Below are 22,476 nucleotides of genomic sequence, written 5' to 3'. Positions count from 1 at the left end.
TTCCGGCATTGCCGGGACCGCCCCTCGCACGCGTGTCGGGGATACTGGACACGCAGACCAAGAGGGAAAGGCCCCACAACGTGACTGAGATCGAGATCGGGCGCGGCAAGCGCGGCCGCCGCGCGTACGCCTTCGACGACATCGCCGTCGTACCGAGCCGGCGCACCCGCGACCCGAAGGAGGTCTCGATCGCCTGGCAGATCGACGCCTATCGGTTCGAGCTGCCGTTCCTGGCCGCTCCCATGGACTCCGTGGTCTCCCCGGCCACCGCCATCCGCATCGGCGAGCTCGGCGGCCTCGGCGTGCTGAACCTCGAAGGTCTCTGGACCCGGTACGAGGACCCGCAGCCGCTGCTCGACGAGATCACCGAGCTGACGCCCGAGGCCGCGACCCGCCGCCTCCAGGAGATCTACTCCGCGCCGATCCAGGCCGACCTGATCAAGCAGCGCATCAAGGAGGTGCGCGACTCCGGTGTCGTCACCGCCGCCGCGCTCTCGCCGCAGCGCACGGTCGAGTTCTCCAAGGCCGTCGTGGACGCGGGCGTCGACATCTTCGTGATCCGCGGGACCACGGTCTCCGCCGAGCACGTCTCCGGTGCCGCCGAGCCGCTGAACCTGAAGCAGTTCATCTACGAGCTGGACGTGCCGGTGATCGTGGGCGGCTGTGCCACGTACACCGCCGCGCTGCACCTCATGCGCACCGGTGCCGCGGGTGTCCTCGTCGGGTTCGGCGGCGGCGCCGCCCACACGACGCGGAACGTGCTGGGCATCCAGGTGCCGATGGCCACGGCCGTCGCCGACGTCGCGGCCGCGCGCCGTGACTACATGGACGAGTCCGGCGGCCGGTACGTGCATGTCATCGCCGACGGTGGCGTGGGCTGGTCCGGCGACCTGCCGAAGGCCATCGCCTGCGGCGCCGACGCCGTGATGATGGGCTCGCCGCTGGCGCGCGCCACGGACGCGCCCGGCAAGGGGCACCACTGGGGCATGGAGGCCGTCCACGAGGACGTGCCGCGCGGCAAGAAGGTCGACCTCGGCACGGTCGGGACGACCGAGGAGGTCCTCACCGGTCCCTCGCACTCGCCCGACGGTTCGATGAACCTCTTCGGTTCGCTGAAGCGGGCCATGGCGACGACCGGCTACAGCGAGCTCAAGGAGTTCCAGCGGGTCGAGGTCACGGTGGCCGACTCGCACCACCGTCGCTGACGCCTCCGCAGCCGTCCATGGGTCGGGCCCCGCCGAATCATTCGGCGGGGCCCGACCCATGTGTTCTCGCGGTGTGTCACCCCGGAGGGCTCAGAGCGCGGCCTTCTTCGAGCTGCCGAACGCGGCGACCGCGCCGACCGCGAGGAAGACGTACGTCAGGACGTCGGACTCGTGCTTCCACGCTTCGCTGATGAGGCTGAAGTGGTCGAAGAGTGCCTCGAAGAACGAGATGTGGGTGTAATCGGCGAGCGCCATCGCGTATCCGGAGATCTGACCCAGGTACACCGCGCCCAGCGCCAGGACCGCGCAGACGAACGGGAGCGCCTGGCTGCGACCGCCGACCTTGCCGGCGACGAGGCCGATGAGCGCGCCGACGGCCACCGCCGCGTAGCCGATCTCGTGCTCGGTGGCCTTCATGATGGCGCCGTACACCCAGGCCGTGACGAGAGCGACGACCACGGCGGCGACTATGCCGAGCGCCACGTTGCCGCTGCGGCCCTGGGGGGCGAACGGCTGCGGAGGCGGGAAACCGCCCTGCTGCTGCGGGAACGGGGCGTACGGCTGGGCGGGCTGCTGCTGCGGGTAGCCGTAACCGGGCTGCTGCTGCGGCGGCTGCTGCTGGGCGTACGGGTTGTTGTCCTGTGGCTGCGGCGGCTGGGTCATGCGGTCCCCCTGGGGTGTGAACGGTGGCACAGATGTGCGCAGAGGGGCCGCACAGTAGCAGTCAGAGACGGTGGGCCGCTCCTACCGGAGTGGCACCCCTGGTGTCCAGGAGGAGTTGAGCCTTTACGGCCAGGCCCTGGAGGTCGTACGTGCGGTGGTGCTGGAGCAGGATCGTCAGATCGGCGTCGGCCGCGGCCTCGTAGAGGGAGTCGGCGCGGGGGACCGGGCGTTCCAGGACGTTCCAGGACGGGATGTGCGGGTCGTGGTAGCTGACGGCCGCGCCCAGCTGCATGAGGCGGGTCGCGATCTCCTCGGCGGGGGCGGCCTGCCGGTCGGCGAGGTCCGGCTTGTAGGTGATGCCGAGGAGGAGGACGCGGGCGCCTCGGGCCGACTTGCCGTGCTCGTTGAGGAGCGTGGCCGCGCGCTGGACCACGTACCCGGGCATGTGGTTGTTGACCTGGCGGGCCAGCTCGACCATGCGCAGGGGGCGGGTGGGGAGGTGGGGGCTGGAGAGGTCCTGGGGGAGGGCGTGGCCGCCGACTCCGGGGCCGGGGCGGAACGCCTGGAAGCCGAACGGCTTGGTCTCGGCGCAGCGGATGACGTCCCACAGGTCGACACCGAGGTCGTGACAGAGGACGGCCATCTCGTTGACCAGGGCGATGTTGACGTGCCGGTAGTTGGTCTCCAGGAGGTGGACCGTCTCGGCCTCGCGCAGGCCGCGGGCGCGTACGACCTTGTCGGTCAGTCGGCTGTAGAAGGTGGCCGCCGACTCGGTGCAGGCCGAGGTGTAGCCGCCGATGACCTTGGGGGTGGCGGAGTAGGGGTGCGCGCGGTTGCCGGGGTCGACGCGGCCGGGGGAGTGCGCCAGGTGGAAGTCGCGTCCCGCGCGCAGGCCCGACCCCTCTTCGAGCAGGGGCAGCAGGAGCGTCTCCGTGGTGCCGGGCGGGACCGGGGACTCGATGATCACCGTGGTGTGCGGGCGGAGATGGGCCGCGAGGGTGCGGGTCGCGTCGACCACCGGGGTCAGGCTCGGGGTGCCGTCCGGGCCCGGGGGCGTGGGGGCGCAGATCACGGCGGTGCGGACGCGGGCGAGTTCGGCGGGGTTCGCGGTGGGGCGGAAGCCGGTGGCCAGCATGCGCCGGACGTCGGCCGCGGTGAGCACCGCGCCGTCGGCGTCGCCGGGGAGCCGGCCCGCCGCGAGGTCCTGGGAGCGGGCCGGGTCGTGGCCGACGGTCGCGATCCTGGCGGCCACGGCGGCCTGGGCGAGGGGCAGGCCGAGGGGGCCGAGGCCGACGACGGCGAGGTCTGCGGGCATGGCGGTTGCCGTCCTTCCCGGGAGGCGGTTCCGGCGCTAACCGGAGCGGGACGAGTACGCAAGCCCGGTGGACAGAACGAGCGAGCGTCCTGTCAGACTAGGAGTAAATATGACCGATATGCCGGATTGGTTTGGTGTGAGTTGTGGAGTGTTGTCCTGCCCCTGCCTGTGGCTGGAACGGGGCAGGGCGGTCAGAATCGGGACATGAGGCGTGCAGCTTGCGCTCTGTGAGCCCGGGTACACCTGACGGGTGAGGCCGGTGCCGACGACAGCGGGAGGCAGCAGTGAAGGCAGCGACACTGGGACCCGAGCAGCGCGCCCAGGCCCTTGCGGCCATGGCGGAGCGCGAGCTGGACATTCTCGTCGTGGGCGCCGGGGTGGTCGGTGCGGGCACCGCGCTCGACGCGGCCACGCGCGGCCTCGCCACCGGGCTCGTCGAGGCGCGTGACTGGGCCTCCGGCACGTCGAGCCGCTCCAGCAAGCTGATCCACGGCGGGCTCAGGTACCTGGAGATGCTGGACTTCGCGCTCGTACGGGAGGCGCTGAAGGAGCGGGGGCTGCTCCTCGAGCGGCTCGCACCGCATCTCGTGAAGCCCGTGCCGTTCCTGTACCCGTTGCAGCACAAGGGCTGGGAGCGGCTGTACGCCGGGTCGGGCGTCGCCCTGTACGACGCGATGTCCATGGCCCGCGGGCACGGGCGCGGGCTGCCCGGACACCGGCACCTGTCCCGCAAGCACGCGCTGCGCGTCGCCCCCTGCCTGAAGCGGGACGCGCTGGTGGGCGCCCTCCAGTACTACGACGCGCAGATGGACGACGCGCGGTACGTGGCGACGCTCGTGCGCACCGCCGCCATGTACGGGGCCCAGGTCGCCAACCGGGCGCGGGTCACCGGGTTCCTGCGGGAGGGCGAGCGGGTCGTCGGGGCGCGGGTGCGGGACGTCGAGGGCGGCGGGGAGTACGAGGTCAGGGCCAAGCAGGTCGTGAACGCGACCGGGGTGTGGACCGACGACACGCAGGCCATGGTCGGGGAGCGCGGGCAGTTCCACGTCCGGGCGTCCAAGGGGATCCACCTGGTCGTGCCCAAGGACCGCATCAACTCCACCACGGGGCTGATCCTGCGGACCGAGAAGAGCGTGCTGTTCGTGATCCCCTGGGGCCGCCACTGGATCGTGGGGACCACCGACACCGACTGGGACCTCGACAAGGCGCACCCGGCCGCCTCCAGCGCCGACATCGACTACCTCCTCGAACATGTGAACTCCGTACTCGGCGTGCCCCTGTCGCGGGACGACGTGCAGGGCGTCTACGCCGGGCTGCGGCCGCTGCTCGCCGGGGAGTCCGACGCCACCAGCAAGCTGTCGCGCGAGCACACCGTGGCGCACCCCGTGCCGGGGCTCGTCGTGGTCGCCGGCGGCAAGTACACGACCTACCGGGTCATGGCGAAGGACGCGGTCGACGAGGCGGTGCACGCCCTCGACCAGCGGGTCGCCGAGTGCGTGACCGAGGACGTGCCGCTGGCCGGGGCCGAGGGGTACCGGGCGCTGTGGAACACGCGGGCGCGGATCGCGGCGCGGACCGGGCTGCACGTGGTGCGCGTCGAGCATCTGCTCAACCGGTACGGGGCGTTGGCCGAGGAACTGCTCGACCTGATCGCGGTCGATCCCGGGCTCGGCGCTCCGCTGGGCGGCGCCGACGACTATCTGCGGGCCGAGGTCGTGTACGCCGCCTCGCACGAGGGGGCCCGCCACCTCGACGACGTACTGACCCGGCGGACCCGGATCTCGATCGAGACGTTCGACCGGGGGACGCGGTCCGCGCGGGAGGCCGCCGAGTTGATGGCGCCCGTCCTCGGCTGGGACAAGGACCAGGTGGAGCGGGAGGTCGAGCACTACGAGAAGCGGGTGGAGGCCGAGCGGGAGTCCCAGTTGCAGCCGGACGACCTCACGGCCGACGCGGCCCGGCTGGGAGCGCCCGACATCGTGCCGCTGTAGGCGCCGGACGGGCTGTCGAGCGGTTCCCCGCGCTCCTGACGGCAGGCGCCGCGCGCGGTCTTCAGGGGCGGCAGAACTCCGCCTCCAGCAGTCGGTGTTCGACCCGGGGGCCGTTCGTCAGGAAGGCGGCGGTCGCGCGGTAGGTGAGGGTGCGCGAGCCGTCCGTGGTGGTCGCCGTGCGGACGTAGGTGCGCCCGATGCGGCCGTTGTGGCCCCAGACCGTGAGGCCGCAGGAGAGTTTCTCCGGGATCAGGCCCATGCCGTAGTGGCCGTGTGCGGTACGGGTGTTGAGCATGGCCCGCAGCGCTTCGGGCGGGAGCAGGCGGCCCGTGAGCAGGGCCCGGTAGAAGCGGTTCAGATCGGGCAGGGTGGAGATCAGCTCGCCGGCCGCGCCCGCCGTGCGCGGGTCCAGGCGGACGGCGTCGGAACCGTGCGGGACGGGGACTGTCGTGCGGGTGCCGGGGAACGTGGTGCCGGTGAGGCGCAGCGGGGCGATGACGCGGCGGCGGACCTCGGAGGCGTAGGAGTGGCCCGTGACCTGACGGACGATCATGCCAAGGAGGACGTAATCGGTGTTCGAGTACCGCCAGGTGCCCGGGGCAGTGGTGCGGGGGTGGCTGAGGGCCAGGGCCGCCACCGCCCGGGGAGTGAGAGGGATCTCTCCTTCGGTCGTCGACGTGAAGTCGTAGAGGCCGCTGGTGTGGGTGAGCAGCGAGCGGACCGTGAGGTCGTGGAGGGGGGTGAGAGCGGGGAGGTAGGTGGTCACCTCCGCCGCGAGGTTCAGGCGTTTCTCCCCTGCCAGTTGAAGAACCACCGTCGCGACGAACGTCTTCGTGACGCTGCCCGCACGGACGTGATCGGCGCGGGTGAGGGCGGGGTCCGTGGTGGTGAAACGGGCGCTCGTGCCCTCGGTGACCAGGAGCGCGGCCGCCGGGGCCTTGCCCTCGGTGACGAGCAGCGGAAGAGTGACGTCCGCGGATGGTTCGACTCGGGGTGCGCTGCCCGGATTCACGCACAGAAGGACCGCGGCCAGAGGTATGGCCAGGAGTGTCCGGAGTGCGGGCATGACGGTCCCTCCACAGGTGCCGTCCATCATGCGGGACGTATCCGGGCGTGGTGTCCGAGGGGCGACCCTGGGCGTCGGGCGGTCGCCGCGTGAGGGACAATGAAGGCTCTGTCAGGGCGGGTTGCAGAGGGGACGCATGTCGGAGGCGGAGCGGGCGGGCGAGGCCCGCCAGGACAAGAGCGCTCGTCAGGACTCTTCCGTTCAGGACGTTCAGGAGGCTCCCGTTCAGGACACCAAGGGCAGGCTGCTCGCCGGGCGCTACCGGCTCGGCGAGGTACTCGGCCGCGGCGGCATGGGCACCGTGTGGCGCGCCAAGGACGAGACGCTCGGCCGTACGGTCGCCGTCAAGGAACTGCGCTTCCCGTCGAGCATCGACGACGAGGAGAAGCGGCGGCTGATCACGCGGACGCTGCGCGAGGCCAAGGCGATCGCACGGATCCGCAACAACGGCGCCGTGACCGTGTTCGACGTGGTGGACGAGGACGACCGGCCGTGGATCGTCATGGAGCTCGTCGAGGGCAAGTCCCTCGCCGAGGCCATCCGTGAGGACGGGCTCCTCGAACCCCGGCGCGCCGCCGAGGTCGGGCTCGCCGTCCTCGACGTGCTGCGCTCCGCGCACCGCGAGGGCATCCTGCACCGTGACGTGAAGCCGTCGAACGTGCTGATCTCCGAGGACGGCCGCGTCGTGCTGACCGACTTCGGCATCGCGCAGGTCGAGGGCGACCCGTCCATCACCTCCACGGGGATGCTCGTCGGCGCGCCCTCGTACATCTCGCCCGAGCGGGCCCGCGGCCACAAGCCGGGACCCGCCGCCGACCTGTGGTCGCTCGGCGGTCTGCTCTACGCGTCCGTGGAGGGCGTGCCCCCGTACGACAAGGGGTCGGCGATCGCGACGCTGACCGCCGTGATGACCGAACCGGTCGATCCGCCGAAGAACGCGGGGCCGCTGGAGCCCGTGATCTACGGGCTGCTCGCCAAGGACCCCGAGCAGCGGCTCGACGACGCCGGGGCACGGGCGCTGCTCAACGACGTCATCCACGCGCCGGAGCCCAAGCCCGCGCCCGCGCCGGAGCCGGCCGACGCGACGAAGGTCGTGCCGCTGCCGCCCGTGCCGGAGCCCGCCACGTCGCTGCTCAAGAAGCGCCCCGGCAAGGGAGTTCGGCCGCGGCCGCCGGTGCCGCGAGTGTCGCCGCCAAGGGCGAGGAGGCCGCGGAGAAGCTGCGCGGCGCCCTGAAGTCCGTCCGCAAGGCGGCCGCCGCCGCCACCGCGAACCGGGAGAAGCCCGCCGAGACCGGGGCCACCACGCCCGCCGGACCCGCGGCCACGTCCGCCCGCATCCCCGCGCAGCCGGGGACGCCGCCGCGCACTCCGCGCGCCGGCCGCGCCTCGATCACGGACGTCGTGCCGCGCCGCACGCTGGTGATCGCCGCGATCGTCGTCGTCCTGGCCCTGCTCGGCACCATCCTGACCGTCGCCCTCAACGGCGGCGACGACAGCGGCTCCCAGGGATCCGGCTCGGGGTCCGACAAGTCCACGTCGTCCGGGAAGGGCGAGGACAAGAGCAAGGGGAAGGACGACAAGGGCGAGGGCGACGCGACCCCCGGCCCGGAGCGGAGCGCGTCCGGCGGCGCCGGACAGTCGTCCGCCCCCGGCCAGGGCGCCTCGCCCGGCAGCGACGGCAAGGGATCCGACCCCGGGTCGGGATCCACCGCCGTGAGCACGTACAAGCACGCCCAGGGATTCAGCATCGGGCTGCCCAAGGGCTGGAAGTACGGGTCCACCAGCGCGGCCGGCGCCCGCTTCACCGGGCCGAACGGGCAGAAGCTGCTGGTCGGTTGGACCACCACTCCGAAGTCCGACCCGGTGGCCGACTGGCGCAGCCAGGAGCAGTACATGCGCCGCTCGCAGTACGACCGGATACGGATAGCCGGGGTGGACTACCGCGGCTGGAACACGGCCGACTGGGAGTTCACCTACGTCGACGGGGGCACCAAGTGGCGCTCCATAGACCGGGGGTTCGTGGTGAACGGCTCGCTGGGGTACGGGTTGATGTACACCGCGAAGGACGGGGACTGGGGCGGCGCGCTGCGCAAGTCGACCTGGAAGACGTTCACGAAGACGTTCACACCCAAGTCCTGAACCTGAGCGGTGTTCGGCACGTATCGTGAGTGCTTGCGAACCGTGCGCAACGGTTCGCACAACGGGGCACATTGCGAACGGATTTGACTGCCGGACCGGGTGGGGGGCGTTGTGGACGAGTATGCGGGGCGGGTGCTCGCCGATCGATACCGCCTTCCCCTGCTGCCGGCCGACGCGTACGAGTTCGCCGCGGAGACCCGGGCGTTCGACACGTACAGCGGGCAGGAGGTCCTGGTCAGGCAGGTTCCGCTGCCCGAGGTCGTCGAGGCCGAGGTGCTCGACGCGGACGGACTGCCCGAGGGGTTCCGGCCCGGAGCGTCCGCCGTGCGGGCGTCCGCCGAGCCCGCTGTCGCGCGGGCCATCGAGGCCGCGCAGGCCGCCGCGCAGATACCCGACCACCCGCGCCTCGACCAGGTCTTCGACGTGTTCGCCGAGGGCGGGTCGCTCTGGATCGTGAGCGAGGTCGTGGCCGCGAGGCCGCTGGCCGCGCTGCTCTCCGAAGGACCGTTGAGCCCCTACCGCGCCGCGGAAGTCGCTTCTGACGTGGTGACGGCGCTGCGGGCGCTGCACGCGCACGGCTGGGTGCACCGGAACATCACCGCGCGGACCGTGCTGGTCTGCGACGACGGACGGGTCGTGCTGACCGGGCTGGCCGCCGGGGCCGCCGAGGAGGCGCTGTGCGGGTACGACCCGCGGCCCGCGGCGGAATCCTCGGGGAGCGACGAGCCCGGACCTGGACGTGGACCCGGACCCGGACCCAAGCCTGAGCCCGCTCCCGCGCCCGCGCCCGCTCCCGCGCCCGCCGCCGTGCCCGCGCCCGCCGCGGCTCCCGAGCCCGGGGACTACCGGGCCGCGCGGGCCGGGGCGATCGCCGCGTACCGCGCGGGGGCACGGGCCGCCGCGGCCGGGCGGATCGATGATCCGTACGGGGTGCGGGAGGGGACCGGGGCCGGGGGAAGGTTCCCGTGCAGCCCGCCCGGTGGCACGAGCTGATACCCGGTGACGGTCGTGGGGGCGCTGACGGGGTCGAGGGCGGCGCGGACCTCGGCCCCGCGAACCCCGCGAACCGCGAGAACGCCGGGAACGGCTCCGCCGGACACGGCTTCGGGCCGACCGACGGGCGGATGGCCGAGCGGGCCCGACAGGTGCGGATGACCGTCGTGGGGCCCGTGACCGAGCGGTGGGCCCCCGAGCAGGCGTATCCCGTGCAGGACAGCTGGCAGTTGGCCGCCCCCATCGGGCCCGCCACCGACCTGTGGGCCCTCGGCGCGCTGCTCTTCCGCGCCGTGCAGGGGCATGCCCCGTACCCGGAGGAGTCCACGCCGGATCTCGTGCAGATGGTGTGCGCCGAGCCGCCCGCGTTCGCCGAGGAGTGCGGGGCGCTGCGGCCCGTCGTCGAGTCGCTGCTGCGGCAGGACCCCACCGAGCGCCTCGACTTCGAGGAACTGCGGGGCTGGCTGAGGTCGTTGGTGCGCTCCGCGCCCGAGCCCGAGGCCGGGGCGAACGTGGTGCCCGCGCCCGCCTTCGACGCCGCCCGGCTGCCCATCGTGCGGCGCCGGGGAGAACTCGTCCGCAGGCGGCGGGGCGCGTTCCCGCGTCCACCCGGCAGGCCCGGCACAAGCGCGGTCGCGGTGAACCGCCGGTCCGTGAGCGGCGCGAGCCGCAGCGGCGCGAGCGGCCCGTACGGGAAAGGCCCGTACGCGAGCGGCCGGTGCGCCGGGAGACTCAGGGCCGTAAGCCCCGGGCGCTCGGACGGTGGCTGGTCGTCCTGGTACTGCTCGGGCTCGCCGGAGCAGTGGCGTACGCGATGGTCTTCATGCCGAAGGCCGGCAGCAGCGGTGCGGGGACGGGCACCGGGGGCGAGGCCAGGGAGAACGCCAACTCGGTCGGCGGTGATCCGCAACCGTCGGCCACCAAGTCCTCCACCGCGCCCTCGACGTCGGCGTCCAGGTCACCCGACGGCAAGAGCAGTTCCAAGCCGTCCACCACCCAGCCCCAGTCGGACGTCGCCGCCGGGTTCACCCTGCGCAAGGACCCCGAGGGGTTCGAGGTCGCCGTGGCGAAGGGCTGGGACCGGCAGGGGAAGAACGGCCGGGGGCAGGTCCTGTACACCCAGGGCGACTTCGAGCTCCTCGTCGTGCCGGGGCGGGACTCCACCGCCTCCTACGGCAGCGACCCGATGACGTACCAGCGTGAGCACGAGCGGGAGTTGCAGCCCTTCCGCGACTCGACCTGGGCCACGTCGAGCGGCATGAAGAGCATCGACGTCGGCGGACGGACCATGGCCGAGGGCCAGTTCACCTGGCAGGGCGGCGACGGGCGCGAGGTGTTCGTACGCAATCTCGCCATGGTCGTCGGCGGCAAGTACCACGTGGTGCAGGTGCGGGGCCCGGAGGCGGAGCGGGACGAGGTGTCGCGGCTGTTCGAGCAGGCCTCCGACACGTACCAGTACGGGGGTTGAGGCGTCACGGTCCGTGTCCGGCGGGGCGCGACAACCGTCACAGTGCTGTCTTCGTAGGACCCCGCGTGTTCCCCGAGTGGCCCCCGCTCCCTAGTGTGACCCTGTCAAGACCATTGCGGGGTAACGTGAATCAGATGCAGGGCCAGCTGCTCGCGGGCCGCTACCGGCTCGGCGAATCGATCGGGCGCGGCGGCATGGGCCGCGTCTGGCGGGCGCAGGACGAAGTGCTCCACCGCGCCGTCGCCGTCAAGGAGCTGACCGCCGCCCAGTGGGTGGCGGAGGCCGACCGTGCGGTGCTGCTCGCCCGTACGCAGACGGAGGCGCGGGCCGCCGCGCGCATCAACCACCCCGCCGTGGTCACCGTGCACGACGTGCTCGAACACGACGACCGGCCGTGGATCGTCATGGAACTGGTCGAGGGACCCTCGCTGGCCGACGCCGTCAAGGAGCACGGCCGGATCGTGCCCGCCGAGGCCGCCCGCATCGGCCTGTGGACGCTCCGGGCCCTGCGCGCGGCCCACGCCGCCGGGGTGCTGCACCGCGATGTGAAGCCGGGGAACGTCCTGCTCTCGCTCGACGGCCGCGTCAAACTGACCGACTTCGGGATCGCGCAGGTCGAGGGCGACTCCACCATCACGCGGACCGGCGAGATCGTCGGCTCCGTGGACTATCTGGCGCCGGAGCGGGTGAGCGGGTCCGAGCCGGGGCCCGCCTCCGACCTGTGGGCGCTGGGCGCGACCCTGTACACGGCCGTCGAGGGCATCTCGCCGTTCCGGCGCACGTCACCGATCAGCACCATGCAGGCCGTCGTCGAGGAGGAACCCGAGGTCCCGGAGTACGCGGGTGCCCTCGGGCCCGTCATGAGCGCGCTGCTGCGCAAGGACCCCGCCGCCCGGCCCACCGCCGACGAGGCCGAGGTGATGCTCGCGGAGGCGGCGGAGGGACGGCGGCCCAGCGCGGCGCAGGCCTATGTGCCGACGCAGGTCCATGTGTCGACCCCCACGGCCGTGGCACCCGCTCCCGCGGTACAGCCGCCGTCCCCGCACACGGTGCCGCAGACCGCGCCCGCGGCGCCCCGGCCGCGGATGTGGCTCCGGGGGGCGGGGGCGGTGCTCGCCGCGCTGCTCGTCGGCGGCGGTGGCGCGTTCGGCGCGATGTACTACCTCGACCACCGGGACGGCGGGAACGTCTCCGCGCGGGAGGACACCGGCCAGAAGGGCGGGGAGAAGAACGGGGACAAGGGGAGCGGCGGCACCGGGAGCAGGGGGAAGTCCACCGCGCCGGTCGCCGGGGCCATCCCCGACGACTGGGTGCGGGTCCGCGACGTCGAGGGGTTCAGCCTGATGCTGCCGCCCGGCTGGACCCGGGAGCAGAACGGTTCGCAGATCGACTACACGCCCGACGGCGGCGAGCGGTTCGTGCGCATCGCCATCGACAAGCAGACCGACTGGCAGGACTCGTACCAGCACCAGCTCGACCTGGAGAAGGCGGTCGCCAAGCTGCCCGACTACCAGCGGGTGCAGTTGCAGCCCAACACCTTCAGGGACCGGCCGGGCTCGCAGTGGGAGTTCACCTGGACGGCCGGGAACAAGGACACGACCAGCGGGCCCCGGCACGCCATCGAGCAGACGTACCGCGACGAGAGCGGCACCGAGTACGCGATCTACCTGTCGGTGCCCGAGGACCAATGGGCCACCGCGCGCCAGCAGTTCGACGCCATCAAACGAGGCTGGCGGCCGCCCACGGGCTGACCGGAAGGTGACCGTCCTGGTCCGGGAGCGTGCGGCATGATGGGGCGCATGGGGACCGAGGGGGGCAACGTCCGTGTGATCGCCGGGCGTTACCGGCTGGAGGCCAGGATCGGTCGGGGCGGCATGGGTGTCGTCTGGCGGGCCGCCGACACGTTGCTCGGACGGCAGGTCGCCGTCAAGGAACTCGCCGTCGACGAGACGCTCTCCGAGGAGGAGGCGCGCCGGCAGCGGGAGCGGATGCTCCGTGAGGCGCGGGCCGTGGCGCAGCTGCGGCATCCGAACGTCATCGTGGTGCACGACGTCGTGGTGCACGAGGAACACCCGTACATCGTCATGGAGTTGGTGCGCGGCGGGTCCCTCGCCGACGTGATCGCCCGGGACGGGCCCGTCGACCCGCTGACGGCCGCGCGGGTCGGTCTCGCGCTGCTCGGCGCGCTGCGCGTCGCGCACGCCGCCGGGGTGCTGCACCGCGATCTCAAGCCGGCGAACGTCCTGATGGAGGCCGACACCGGCCGGGTCGTCCTCACCGACTTCGGGATCGCGCAGGTCGCGGGCGCCACCACGCTCACCGAGACCGGCGGCTTCGTCGGCTCGCCCGAGTACACGGCGCCCGAGCGGATGTCGGGCGGGCGGGCCGGTGCGGGCGCCGACCTATGGTCGCTCGGCGGCCTGCTGTGTGCCGCGCTGACCGGTGAATCCCCGTTCCGCCGCGACTCGTTGGGCGGGATCCTGCACGCCGTCGTCTACGAGGAGATCCACCCGCCGGAGGAGGCAGTGCCGCTGCTCCCCGTCATCCGGGGGCTCCTGGAGCGGGACCCCGCGCTGCGGATGGGGCTCGACGAGGCCGAGCGGCTGCTGCGCGCGTACATCGCGACCGGCGCCACCCCGCAGCCCGCCGTCCCGCACGGCCCGTTCATGCCGCACGTCCCCTACACGCCGACGCGGCGCGACATGCCCGCGCCGCCCGTCCGCAAGCCGTCGCCCCGGGTGCTCCTGATCTCGGCGGCGCTGGCCGCGGCGGTCGCGGGGGCCGGGGTGTCGGCGGTCGCCCTGCTCGCGGGCCGCGACGACAACACGCCGCAGCCGCCCGCGAGTTCGGCGCCGCCGACGCCGTCCTCCCGTACGCCGTCCGCGTCGTCGCCCACGCCCACCGTGACCGTCACCCGGCAGGAGACCCGTACCGAGACGCCGCGGGTCTCGATCCCCGCCGGCTACCGGATGGCCGAGGACGCCGAGGGGTTCCGGCTCGCCGTGCCGAAGGGGTTCACCCGCTCGCTCGACGGGCCGCGGATCTTCTACATGTCGTCCGGCGAGACCTTCCGTATCGGCGTCAGGGTGTCGGACACGCGGCGCGGCGGGCCCGGCGCGGTGCAGCGGCGAGCCGCCGCCGAAGGCCCGACGACCAACCCCGGTTACCGCGCGGGAAAGGTCACCGACACCTCGCACAACGGACGGCGGGCCGCGCTGTGGGAGTTCACGTGGAACGGGTTCAGCGAGGCCGAGGGCGCCCGGCACACCGTCGACCTGTGCTGGGAGGAGGGCGGCCGGATGTACGACGTATGGGTGTCGGCGCCCGTCGGACGCACCGGTGAGGCGCGCGCGTACTTCGACACGGCGCTCGACACCTTCGCGGCTTCCCCGCGGGAATGACTCCCGCATACGGGAAGGGGGTGAGCGTGCGCATCAGCGCGGTCACAAGTGCGTGACCGGAGTGGTATCCGGGCCGCCCCGCACGGTACTGATGGGGACATGAGTGACAACGGGGGAGCCGTCCATGGCCCGAACGATCCCACGAGCTTCGGCCTGCAACCGCCGCGGCAGCCGGCGCACACGCCGCAGCAGGGGAACCCGTACGCCCGGCCCACGCAGGTCGTGGCGCAGTCCGAGCCGGGCGCGGGCCGGCTCGTCGCCGGGCGCTACCGGCTGCTGAGCAAGCTCGGGCACGGCGGCATGGGCACCGTGTGGCGGGCCAAGGACGAGACGGTGGACCGGGAGGTCGCGGTCAAGGAGCCGCGCATCCCCGACCACCTGCCCGCCCCGGAGCGGGCCAATGTGTTCGAGCGGATGCGGCGCGAGGCGCGCGCCGCCGCCCGGCTCGACCACCCGGCGGTGGTGAACGTCCACGACGTGGCCGTCGAGGACGGACAGCCGTGGATCGTCATGGAGTTCGTGCAGGGACGTTCGCTCGGCGACGCGCTCCAGGAAGGCACGCTCGGCGCGCGCGACGCGGCCCGGATCGGCCTCGAGGTGCTCGGCGCCCTCGAAGCCGCGCACGCCGCCGGCATCCTGCACCGCGACGTGAAGCCCGACAACGTCATGCTGGGCCGGTACGACCGTGTCATCCTCACCGACTTCGGCATCGCCCAGATCGAGGGCGAGACCAACCTGACCGACACCGGCGGCTTCGTCGGCTCGCCCGAATTCATCGCGCCCGAGCGGGTGCTGGGCCAGCGGCCGGGCCCCGCCTCCGACCTCTGGTCGCTCGGTGTCGTGCTGTACGCGGCGACCGAGGGCGTCTCGCCGTTCCGCCGCACCAACACCCCGGCCACGCTCCAGTCCGTCCTGAACGCGACGCCGGCCGCGCCCGCCGCCGCGCAGGGCCCGCTCGCCGAGGCCATCAACGGGCTGCTCCAGAAGGACCCGGCCCGCCGCCCGGACGCGGCACGGGTGCGCGCCCTGCTCCAGCGCGCCGCCGAACCGCCCGCCCCGCAGCCCACCCAGGTCGTGCGGACCGGGTCCGCGCAGGGCGGTCTGCGGCTCGGCCGCAAGGCGCTCATCGGGATCGGCGCGGGCGTGGTCGCCCTGGCGGTCGCCGCGTACCTGGTCGTCGCGGACCCGTTCGCCGGGCCGCTGCCGGACGGGTGGCGGGAGCGGGCCCACGAACCGCTCGGCGTGACGGTGGCCGTGCCCGCGTCCTACCAGGTGGGCAGGCCCGAGGACACGGACACGTACAAGGACTGGGTGAAGTACACCGACTGGAGCGGTGCCATCACCGTCGCCGTGGAACTGCGGCGCAAGAAGGACGACACGCTCAACGAGATCAAGGACTCGGCGGCCTCCCAGATGTACGCCGACGACGACGAGTTCACGTCGGACGGCGACTCCGGCCTCGACATGCCGGAGGGCGCGAAGACGACTCCGGAGAGCAAGGCCACGTACCGGGACAAGCCCGCCGCCGAGAACACCGTCACGTACAAGACGGACGACATCAACGACCCCAGGCCGCGCGAGCTCAAGGTCTTCTACTACAAGACCACGAAGGGTGACATGTACCGGGTCACGATCGGCTACCCCGGCGCGGGCGACCTGACCGAGCGCGGCCGCGAGGTCGCCAGAACGGTCATCGCCAACCTGGACATCACGACACTCTGAGATGGCATACACGGGGACACAGGAACAGGGCCGGCTGATCGGCGGCCGCTACCGGCTCGTCGAGCGGATCGGCTCCGGAGGCATGGGCACGGTCTGGCACGCCGTCGACGAACGCGTCGGCCGCGACGTCGCCGTCAAGCAGCCGCGGCTGCCCGGAGACCCGCACGGCGAGGCGCAGCAGCGCGCCTACGCCCGGCTCCAGCGCGAGGCACGGGCCGCCGCCAGCGTCGAGCACCACTCGGCCGTCGCGATCCACGACGTCGTCGTCGAGGACCAACTGCCGTGGATCGTCATGGAGTTGGTGCGCGGCGAATCGCTGCACGAGGCGCTCAAACGCGGCCCGCTCGCCCCGCGGGAGGCCGCCGGGATCGGCCTCGCCGTCCTCGGCGCGCTGCGCGCCGCGCACGCCAAGGGCATCGTGCACCGCGATGTGAAACCGGCGAACGTGCTGCTCGGCCCGCACGGCCGTGTCGTCCTCACCGACTTCGGCATCGCGCACATCCAGGGCGAGGAGTCGCTGACGGTGAGCGGCGAGTTCGTCGGCTCGCTGGAGTGCATCGCGCCGGAGCGGATGTCGGGCGAGGGTGCGGGACCGGCAAGTGACCTGTGGTCGCTGGGAGTTCTGCTGTACGCGGCCGTGGACGGCTGGTCCCCGTTCCGCCGTACGACGCTGGAGTCGACGCTCGCGGCGATCCTCTCCTTCGACCCGCCGGCGCCCGAACGGGCCGGGGCGCTCGGCCCGTTGATCGGACGGCTGCTCGCCAAGGACCCGGCGGCGCGGCCGTCGGCGGCGGAGGTGGAGGCGGGGCTCGCGGCGGCGGTCGACGGGCGCGCCCTGCCCGAGCCCGCGCGGGAACCCGAGCCCGAGCCCGAGCCCGAGCCCGATCCTGATCCTGATCCTGATCCCGAGCCTGCTCCCGGGACCACCGTCGTGCCCGTACCCGTACCCGCCGGGAAGCGCGGGCGCGGGCGGGTCGCCCTCGCGCTGGCCGGTGCCGTGCTGGTCGGCGGCGGAATCTGGTTCGGCACGTCGCTTGCCGACGACGAAGGGCAGCCGCAGGGGCGGGAGGCGCGGGCCGGCCTCCACGCCTCCGCCTCGGCCCCCGCCCCGGGCGCGGCCCGGAACTCCGCCTCGCCGAGCGCGGGCGACGAGGGCTGGACCGTCCACGAGGAGACCGACCTCAAAGCCGTCGTCGCGGTGCCCAAGAGCCTCGTCGACGCCTACCACGACCCGTCCAGGGACGGCGTCCAGTACACCGACCCGCGCAGCGACGTGACGCTGAGCCTGAAGCGCTGGGCTCCCCAGCAGGGCGGCTCGACGGCGTTCGCCTGGGCGACGAGCGTGGCCGACTCCTACGCGGACCACGACTACAGCGACATCCGCAGGACCGTCACCAGGACCAGCTTCCACGGCATGGACGCGGCCCAGCTCGACATCACGTACACGGACGCGACCCAGAGCGGCGTGATGCGCGAGATGCGCCTGTACGTCGTCGACGAGAAGGGCCGCTACGACCTGGGCGTGGTCATGCCGAAGGGTGGGCCGTACGAGAAGCAGGGCACCGACGCCTTCAAGGGAGCCCGTGACCGCCTCGTGCTCGAAAAGAGTTGAGGGCGGGTTCACGCGCGAATGACTGGCAGCAAAGCCCCTGATCAGCGGCTTTGCTGCCAGCGATCACTGGCGCGGTGTGTGTACTCGGTGAAGGCCGATTACCGATGGGTACCGAAAGCGCCGGCTTCGGCATACGCTCCCCTCCATGACGGACTCGCAGGCCCAGGCTGAGACGCAGCAGAAGACCGGTACGAACCCGATCGCCGCCGCCCCCGAGGGCGCGCGCACCGCCTCCGACGTGGTCACGCCGGAGCTGGTCGCGCAGCTCACCCGGGACGTCGTCGGCTCGGGGCGGACCGCGAACCACACGCCGTTCACCGGCGAGAAGCTGGCCGACCTGCCCGAGTCGACGCCGGAGGACGTGGCGACCGCGTTCGAGCGGGCCCGCGCCGCCCAGGAGGTCTGGGCGAAGACGCCGGTCCGGCAGCGCGCCGCCGTCCTGCTGCGCTTCCACGACCTGGTGCTCGCCCGCCAGGCCGAGGTCCTCGACCTGATCCAGCTGGAGACCGGCAAGGCCCGGCTGCACGCGCACGAAGAGGTGCAGGCCGTCGCCGTCGCGGCCCGGCACTACGGCCGCAAGGCCCCCTCCTACCTGAAGCCCAGGCGGCACACCGGCGCCGTCCCGACGCTCACCAAGGTGACCGAGCTGCGCCAGCCGCGCGGTGTCGTCGGCCAGATCGCGCCGTGGAACTACCCCCTGGAACTGTCGGTCGGCGACGCGCTCCCCGCCTTCGTCGCGGGCAACGCGGTCGTGATGAAGCCCGACACCGAGACCTGCCTGACCGCCCTGTGGGCCCGCGACCTGCTCATCGAGGCCGGGCTCCCCGCCGAGGTCTTCCAGGTCGTCCTCGGCGAAGGCCCGGTCGTGGGACCGGAGTTGGTCAAGCACGCCGACTACGTCTCCTTCACCGGCTCCACCCGCACGGGACGCGAAGTCGCGCAGGGCGCCGCCGCGCGCCTGGTCGGAGTGTCGCTGGAACTCGGCGGCAAGAACGCCATGCTGGTCCTGGAGGACGCCGACGTGGAGAAGGCCGCCGCGGGCGCGGTGCGGGCCTGCTTCTCGTCCGCGGGCCAACTGTGCATCTCCATCGAGCGGTTGTACGTCCACGAGTCGATCGCCGACGTGTTCCTGGAGCGGTTCGCCGCCCGGACCCGCGGCATGCGGCTCGGCAGGTCCCTCGCGTACGGCGCCGACATGGGCTCGCTCGTCGGCGAGCGGCAGCTGGAGACCGTCACCCGGCACGTCGAGGAGGCCGTCGCCAAGGGCGCCACGCTCGTCGCGGGCGGGGTCGCGCGCCCCGACATCGGCCCGTACTTCTTCGAGCCCACCATCCTGGACGGCGTCGAGGCGCCGATGGCGGTGTGCGGCGAGGAGACCTTCGGTCCGGTCGTGTCCGTCTACCGCTTCACGGACGAGGACGAGGTCATCGGCGTCGCCAACGCGACCCCGTACGGCCTCAACTCGTCGGTCTGGACGAAGGACGCCAAGCGCGGCCACGCGGTCGCCGCCCGGCTGCGCACCGGCACCGTCAACATCAACGAGGGCTACGCGCCCGCGTACGGCAGCGTCCAGTCGCCCATGGGCGGCATGAAGGACTCGGGCCTCGGCCGCCGGCACGGCTCCGAGGGCATCCTCAAGTACACCGAGGCGCAGACCGTCGCGCACCAGCGGGTGATGCCGATGGCGCCCTCGTTCGGGATGGACGACGAGAAGTACGCGGCGTTCATGACCCGCAGCCTGAGCGCGATGAAGCGGCTCCGCCTGAAGTAGCCGCCGCCTCCGGGCGTGACCCGCCACCCACGAGCCGCACACGCACACAAGGAGAACCATCAATGGCGATGGGCGACGACGCCTCCGCGTACGACTACGACGTCCTGGTCGTCGGTTCCGGCTTCGGCGGAGCCGTGTCCGCGCTGCGGCTGACCGAGAAGGGCTACCGGGTCGGTGTCCTGGAGGCGGGGCGCCGGTTCGCGCCGGGCACCCTCCCGAAGAACTCCTGGGACCTCAAGAACTACCTCTGGGCGCCCCGGCTCGGCATGTACGGCATCCAGCGCATCCACCTGCTCGGCAACGTGATGGTGCTGGCGGGCGCCGGTGTCGGCGGCGGCTCGCTGAACTACGCCAACACCCTCTACGTGCCCCCGAAGCCGTTCTTCGAGGACCCGCAGTGGAAGGACATCACCGACTGGCAGGACGAGCTCAAGCCGTTCTACGACCAGGCCCGGCGGATGCTCGGGGTGCGGCTCAACAAGACGATGACCCCGGCCGACGTGCACCTGAAGGCGGCGGCCCGGTCCATGGGCGTCGGCGACACCTTCCACATGGCGCCGGTCGGCGTGTTCTTCGGTGACGGCGACGACGCCGACGGCGGTACGCGGGCCGAGCCGGGCGAGCAGGTCGCGGACCCGTACTTCGGCGGCGCGGGGCCCGCCCGCAAGGCCTGCACCGAGTGCGGCGAGTGCATGACGGGCTGCCGCCACGGCGCCAAGAACACGCTCAACGAGAACTACCTGTACCTCGCCGAGAAGGCGGGCGCCGTCGTCCACCCGCTGACCACCGTCGTCTCGGTGACGGACGACTCGCAGGGCGGCTACGCGGTCGCGACGCTGCCCACCGACAACAGGAAGAAGGGCGCGGGCCGCACCTTCACGGCCCGCAAGGTCGTCATCGCGGCCGGCACCTACGGCACGCAGACCCTGCTGCACAGGATGAAGGCCGGCGGCCAACTCCCGTACCTGTCGAAGAGGTTGGGCGAGCTGACCCGGACCAACTCCGAGGCGCTCGTCGGCGCGCAGACCACCGACCGGCGCTACCGCAAGAAGCACGGCGCGGCGAAGGCCGACTTCACGCGCGGCGTGGCGATCACCTCGTCCATCCACCCGGACGAGAACACGCACATCGAGCCGGTCCGCTACGGCAAGGGCTCCAACGCGATGGGCGGCATGTCCATCCTCCAGGTCCCGTACGCCGAGGGCTCGTCGAGGGTCGCGGGCTGGCTGGCGAACGTGGCCAGGCACCCGAGCCTGGCGGTCCGCTCGCTCTCCAACCGCCGCTGGTCGGAGAAGACGATCATCGGTCTCGTCATGCAGTCCCTCGACAACTCGCTGACGACGTACCTGAAGCCGGACGGCGTCGGCAAGGGACTGCTCACGGCCGAGCAGGGCCACGGCGCCCCCAACCCCAAGCAGATCGAGGCGGCGTCCCGGGGCGCGTCCGCGATCGCCGCCGAGATCAACGGCTTCGCCGGGTCGAACGTCGGCGAGCTGATGGGCACCCCGCTCACCGCCCACTTCCTCGGCGGCTGCCCCATCGGCGACAGCGCGGACACGGGCGTCATCGACCCGTACCACCGGGTCTACGGCCACCCCGGCATCTCGGTGGTGGACGGCGCCGCGGTCTCCGCGAACCTCGGCGTCAACCCGTCGCTGACCATCACGGCGCAGGCCGAGCGCGCGATGGCGTACTGGCCCAACAAGGGCGAGGAGGACCCGCGTCCGGCGAGCGGCACGGCCTACCGGCGGCTCGCGCCCGTCGAGCCGAAGCACCCGGCGGTCCCGAAGGACGCGTTCGGCGCGCTGAAGCTGCCGTTCCTGGGGATGCCGGCGGTGCCGCCGAAGACCCCCGAGGAGCAGACCACGTAGGGCAGTCGTCCAAAGACGCCGGAGACGCGCGAAGGACCCGCACCCCCCTCCGAGTGCGGGTCCTTCCCGTATCCCTAGGTACGCGAACTCACGCCTCGCTGCTCACCTTGCGGCGGCGCACCGAGTACACGACACCGGCACCGGCGACGACGGCGACCCCGCCGACGAGGCCGACGGTCGGCAGCATCGAGTTGGAACCGGTCGAGGCGAGCGAGCCCGCCAGCGGGGTGCTGCTGGACTGCGGCGCCGGGGTGTTGCTCGCCGACGGCGACGGCGACGGCTCGCTGGTGGCCGGCGGAACCTTGCCCGGCTTGGTGCCCGCGGCCAGGATCTCGAAGCGGTACTCCTGGTCCTCGGGAACGCTGAAGCCGCAGACGCCCTCCGCGTTCACACTGGTGGCGAACGCCACCGAGCCGCCGAGCCCGTTCGGGGCCTTGGCGTCGACCTGGATGCGGAGCTTGATGTCGGCGTGGGCACCGGCCGCGAGAGCACCGGAGGCGGGGAACGACACGTCGTCCGAGGACTCGATGTCGGTGTCCAGGTCGTGCCAGCCGGCCCCGTCCTCGAACCACTGGACGTGCAGGTACTTGCTGATCTCCGTGGTGTTCTTGTCGTAGGCGTACGCGAACGCGTACAGCTGCGCGGAGACCGACTCGAAGTCCTCGCCGGTGTAGTTGGAGACGCGGAAGGTGAAGCCGTGCCAGCCGGAGCCGGCGACGATCTTCGAGGGCAGGCCGCGCAGTTCGGCGAGCGTGCCGGGGCTGTCCTCGTAGTCGGTGCACTCGTCCTCGGTGGGCGAGGCGATGGTGGTGTCGGTGGCGCTCGGCGACGTCGCGGCGGGCTTGGTCGTCGGGGCGACCTCGGCCGGGGTGGTCGTCCCACCGGTCGCGGGGGTGGTCTCACCCGCGGTCGCCGGGGGCGTCGTCTCGGTGGTGCCCGCGGGGGTGGTGCTCGCGGGCGGCGTCACCTCGGGGGCCGTCGTCCGGGTCTCCGTGCCACCGGCGGCCGGCGTCTCGTCGGCGAAAGCGGACGGCGCGGAGAGGAGCGCGATCGGGGCTATGGCGGCCGTGGCGGCAGCCGTCACCAGTGCGCGGCGAAGCTTCATCAAGACCTCGGGAGTCTGGGGCACCGCCGCCGTGTCGGGCGGTGCGGGCGTGACCGTCGATTCGGTACGTGTGACCCGCCGTGGCCGGAAAGGGTTGCCCCGCGTTTCACAGAATCTTTATGTGAGCTGAGCCATAGCTGTGCGAGGGCAACCA

Annotated in this window: 12 protein-coding genes and 2 pseudogenes; 10 read left to right on the top strand and 4 right to left on the bottom strand. The window is 72.6% G+C overall.

Features of this window, described 5'->3' with window-relative positions:
• Positions 1 to 80: 80 nt before the first annotated feature.
• Complete coding sequence (locus V2W30_RS15955; RefSeq protein WP_338697197.1) at positions 81 to 1,205, top strand: GuaB3 family IMP dehydrogenase-related protein; 1,125 nt, start codon at positions 81 to 83, stop codon at positions 1,203 to 1,205.
• A gap of 90 nt (positions 1,206 to 1,295) precedes the next feature.
• Here the strand turns inward: V2W30_RS15955 and V2W30_RS15950 are convergent, their stop codons facing one another.
• Positions 1,296 to 1,868 (bottom strand): hypothetical protein, encoded by a 573-nt coding sequence (locus V2W30_RS15950; RefSeq protein ID WP_338697195.1) that lies wholly within the window; start codon positions 1,866 to 1,868, stop codon positions 1,296 to 1,298.
• Positions 1,869 to 1,929: 61 nt separating this feature from the next.
• Positions 1,930 to 3,183 carry a nucleotide sugar dehydrogenase gene (locus V2W30_RS15945; RefSeq protein WP_338697192.1) on the bottom strand — a complete coding sequence of 418 codons (1,254 nt, stop codon included), beginning with the start codon at positions 3,181 to 3,183 and terminating at the stop codon, positions 1,930 to 1,932.
• 284 nt (positions 3,184 to 3,467) lie between these two features.
• Between V2W30_RS15945 and V2W30_RS15940 the strand changes: the two genes are divergently transcribed.
• Positions 3,468 to 5,174, top strand: a complete 1,707-nt coding sequence (locus V2W30_RS15940; RefSeq protein WP_338697190.1) for a glycerol-3-phosphate dehydrogenase/oxidase — start codon at positions 3,468 to 3,470, stop codon at positions 5,172 to 5,174.
• Positions 5,175 to 5,235: 61 nt separating this feature from the next.
• On the opposite strand, the gene V2W30_RS15935 is transcribed toward V2W30_RS15940, so the two are convergent.
• Positions 5,236 to 6,240 (bottom strand): serine hydrolase domain-containing protein, encoded by a 1,005-nt coding sequence (locus tag V2W30_RS15935; RefSeq protein WP_338697188.1) that lies wholly within the window; start codon positions 6,238 to 6,240, stop codon positions 5,236 to 5,238.
• Positions 6,241 to 6,376: 136 nt separating this feature from the next.
• On the opposite strand from V2W30_RS15935, the pseudogene V2W30_RS15930 reads away from it, so the two are divergent.
• The 8 genes and pseudogenes from V2W30_RS15930 (at position 6,377) to V2W30_RS15895 (ending at position 21,217) form a co-directional block, all read left to right on the top strand.
• Positions 6,377 to 8,379: pseudogene (locus V2W30_RS15930) on the top strand (serine/threonine-protein kinase).
• Between the two features lie 111 nt (positions 8,380 to 8,490).
• A pseudogene (locus tag V2W30_RS15925) lies at positions 8,491 to 10,840 on the top strand (protein kinase).
• A gap of 134 nt (positions 10,841 to 10,974) precedes the next feature.
• The gene (locus V2W30_RS15920) at positions 10,975 to 12,591 is read left to right on the top strand and encodes a serine/threonine-protein kinase (protein WP_338697187.1); all 1,617 of its coding nucleotides are present in this window, start codon (positions 10,975 to 10,977) and stop codon (positions 12,589 to 12,591) included.
• A 48-nt stretch (positions 12,592 to 12,639) separates the two neighbouring features.
• Positions 12,640 to 14,241: a serine/threonine-protein kinase gene (locus tag V2W30_RS15915; RefSeq protein WP_338697185.1), complete on the top strand. Its 1,602-nt coding sequence runs from the start codon at positions 12,640 to 12,642 to the stop codon at positions 14,239 to 14,241.
• A 99-nt stretch (positions 14,242 to 14,340) separates the two neighbouring features.
• Positions 14,341 to 15,963 (top strand): serine/threonine-protein kinase, encoded by a 1,623-nt coding sequence (locus V2W30_RS15910; RefSeq protein WP_338697183.1) that lies wholly within the window; start codon positions 14,341 to 14,343, stop codon positions 15,961 to 15,963.
• Between the two features lies 1 nt (position 15,964).
• Positions 15,965 to 17,575 carry a serine/threonine-protein kinase gene (locus V2W30_RS15905; RefSeq protein WP_338697181.1) on the top strand — a complete coding sequence of 537 codons (1,611 nt, stop codon included), beginning with the start codon at positions 15,965 to 15,967 and terminating at the stop codon, positions 17,573 to 17,575.
• Between the two features lie 145 nt (positions 17,576 to 17,720).
• Positions 17,721 to 19,346 (top strand): succinic semialdehyde dehydrogenase, encoded by a 1,626-nt coding sequence (locus V2W30_RS15900; protein WP_338697180.1) that lies wholly within the window; start codon positions 17,721 to 17,723, stop codon positions 19,344 to 19,346.
• Between the two features lie 62 nt (positions 19,347 to 19,408).
• A complete protein-coding gene (locus V2W30_RS15895; RefSeq protein WP_338697179.1) occupies positions 19,409 to 21,217 on the top strand; it encodes a GMC family oxidoreductase in 1,809 nt (602 codons plus the stop codon).
• An 88-nt stretch (positions 21,218 to 21,305) separates the two neighbouring features.
• Here V2W30_RS15895 and V2W30_RS15890 read toward each other — a convergent pair whose 3' ends face one another.
• Positions 21,306 to 22,322 carry a hypothetical protein gene (locus V2W30_RS15890; protein ID WP_338697177.1) on the bottom strand — a complete coding sequence of 339 codons (1,017 nt, stop codon included), beginning with the start codon at positions 22,320 to 22,322 and terminating at the stop codon, positions 21,306 to 21,308.
• Between the last annotated feature and the right edge of the window lie 154 nt (positions 22,323 to 22,476).

The sequence above is a fragment of the Streptomyces sp. Q6 genome (assembly GCF_036967205.1).
GTDB lineage: Bacteria > Actinomycetota > Actinomycetes > Streptomycetales > Streptomycetaceae > Streptomyces > Streptomyces citrinus.
The sequence above is the reverse complement of the archived record's forward strand: the minus strand, read 5'-3'. Positions and strand labels throughout refer to the sequence as shown.

What these genes read in the sequence shown, in the direction of transcription:
- V2W30_RS15950 (WP_338697195.1), bottom strand. Translation starts at nt 1,868, where the DNA reads ATGACCCAGCCGCCGCAGCCACAGGACAACAACCCGTACGCCCAGCAG.
- V2W30_RS15945 (WP_338697192.1), bottom strand. Translation starts at nt 3,183, where the DNA reads ATGCCCGCAGACCTCGCCGTCGTCGGCCTCGGCCCCCTCGGCCTGCCC.
- V2W30_RS15935 (WP_338697188.1), bottom strand. Translation starts at nt 6,240, where the DNA reads ATGCCCGCACTCCGGACACTCCTGGCCATACCTCTGGCCGCGGTCCTT.
- V2W30_RS15920 (WP_338697187.1), top strand. Translation starts at nt 10,975, where the DNA reads ATGCAGGGCCAGCTGCTCGCGGGCCGCTACCGGCTCGGCGAATCGATC.
- V2W30_RS15915 (WP_338697185.1), top strand. Translation starts at nt 12,640, where the DNA reads ATGGGGACCGAGGGGGGCAACGTCCGTGTGATCGCCGGGCGTTACCGG.
- V2W30_RS15910 (WP_338697183.1), top strand. Translation starts at nt 14,341, where the DNA reads ATGAGTGACAACGGGGGAGCCGTCCATGGCCCGAACGATCCCACGAGC.
- V2W30_RS15905 (WP_338697181.1), top strand. Translation starts at nt 15,965, where the DNA reads ATGGCATACACGGGGACACAGGAACAGGGCCGGCTGATCGGCGGCCGC.
- V2W30_RS15900 (WP_338697180.1), top strand. Translation starts at nt 17,721, where the DNA reads ATGACGGACTCGCAGGCCCAGGCTGAGACGCAGCAGAAGACCGGTACG.
- V2W30_RS15895 (WP_338697179.1), top strand. Translation starts at nt 19,409, where the DNA reads ATGGCGATGGGCGACGACGCCTCCGCGTACGACTACGACGTCCTGGTC.
- V2W30_RS15890 (WP_338697177.1), bottom strand. Translation starts at nt 22,322, where the DNA reads ATGAAGCTTCGCCGCGCACTGGTGACGGCTGCCGCCACGGCCGCCATA.